The organism is Streptomyces sp. NPDC058964, from assembly GCF_042741275.1.
GTDB lineage: Bacteria > Actinomycetota > Actinomycetes > Streptomycetales > Streptomycetaceae > Streptomyces.
This window is the reverse complement of record NZ_JBHYKH010000993.1, coordinates 1-1,303: the sequence shown is the minus strand read 5'-3', so window position 1 is coordinate 1,303 and position 1,303 is coordinate 1. Positions and strand designations below refer to the sequence as shown.

General features: G+C 70.5%; 2 protein-coding genes. Both read right to left on the bottom strand.

Annotated elements, in window-relative coordinates; all coding sequences use genetic code 11:
* Positions 1 to 901: acyl-CoA dehydrogenase family protein (locus ACFW2E_RS47110; RefSeq protein WP_384478386.1), on the bottom strand; the 901-nt coding region annotated here is incomplete at its 3' end.
* A 38-nt stretch (positions 902 to 939) separates the two neighbouring features.
* The coding region (locus tag ACFW2E_RS47105; RefSeq protein ID WP_384478383.1) for an acyl-CoA dehydrogenase family protein at positions 940 to 1,303 on the bottom strand (364 nt) is incomplete at its 5' end.

Sequence of the window (1,303 nt, the reverse complement as noted above, 5' to 3'; positions counted from 1 at the left end):
CCTCCCAGGCGACCTGGTGGGTGTAGGCGCGGTTGACGGCGATGTCGACGGCGCAGTCGGCGAGCATGCCCTGGACCAGCTGGTACGTGGCGATGGGGGCGCCGAACTGCTCGCGCTCCACGGCCCAGTCACGGGCCAGTTCCAGCGCCCGCTCGGCCGCACCGGTGGTGCGTGCCGCGATCATCAGGCGTTCCTCGGTGAACCAGGAGCGGGTGATGTCGTACCCCTCGCCGATGCCGCCGAGCACCGCGTCCTCGTCCACCTGGACGTCGGTGAACGTGAACTCGGGGTGCTCGTAGACGAAGGTGTGCATGAAGCGCGGGACGCGCGTCATCTCGATGCCGGGGGTGTCCTTGTCGACGAGGAACAGCGTCGGGGCGCGCTCCGGGCCCGCCGCGGCGAGGACGATCATGAAGTCGGCGTGGTCGCCGACCGTCACGAACCACTTCTCCCCGTTGAGCACCCAGCCCTGGTCGTTCTTCGTCGCCGTGGTGGCGAGGTTCTGCGGGTCCGACCCGGCACCGGGCTCGGTGACCGCGTAGCAGTCCCGCCGTTCACCCCTGATGACCGGGATCAGGAAGCGCTCGCGCTGCTCCGGGGTGCAGAACCGCAGTGCGTTGGCGGGCCGCCACACCATGTCCCACAGGGCGCCCGTGAGCCGGCCCAACTCCTCCTGGACGGTGACCTGTTCGGCGATGGTGAGGCCGGCGCCGCCCCATTCGGCCGGCATGTTGACGGCCTGGAGGCCAGCGTCGAGCACCGCGTCGCGGATCGTGGCGTGCGCGCTCGCGGGCAGGCCGTTGTCCTCCTCGCACCGGCTCTCGTAGGCGGCGATGAAGTCGGTGAGGGCACGCGCGTCGGCCTTGAGCTGTACCTGGCGCGGGGTGAGGCGGAAGTCCATGGAAGTCCTCGCTGTGTGGTGATCGGGAGTGGGCGGGGTCAGTGCGTGGGCAGGGCGAGTGCGCCCGTGCCGCGCTTGATGAGCTCGTTGGCGATGATCAGCCGCTGGATCTCGGAGGTGCCCTCCCAGATGCGGTCGACGCGCAACTCGCGGTAGATGCGCTCGACGGGACAGGAGCGGTCGTAGCCGCGCCCGCCGAAGATCTGCAGGCACCGGTCGGCGACCCGGCCCGCGGCCTCGCTCGCGGCGAGCTTGGCGGTGGAGGCCTTGGCGTGCAGGGTCTTGCGGTCGGTGTGCGGCTGGTCGGCCTCCCAGGCGACCTGGTGGGTGTAGGCGCGGTTGACGGCGATGTCGACGGCGCAGTCGGCGAGCATGCCCTGGTCAAGCTGGTACGTGGCGATG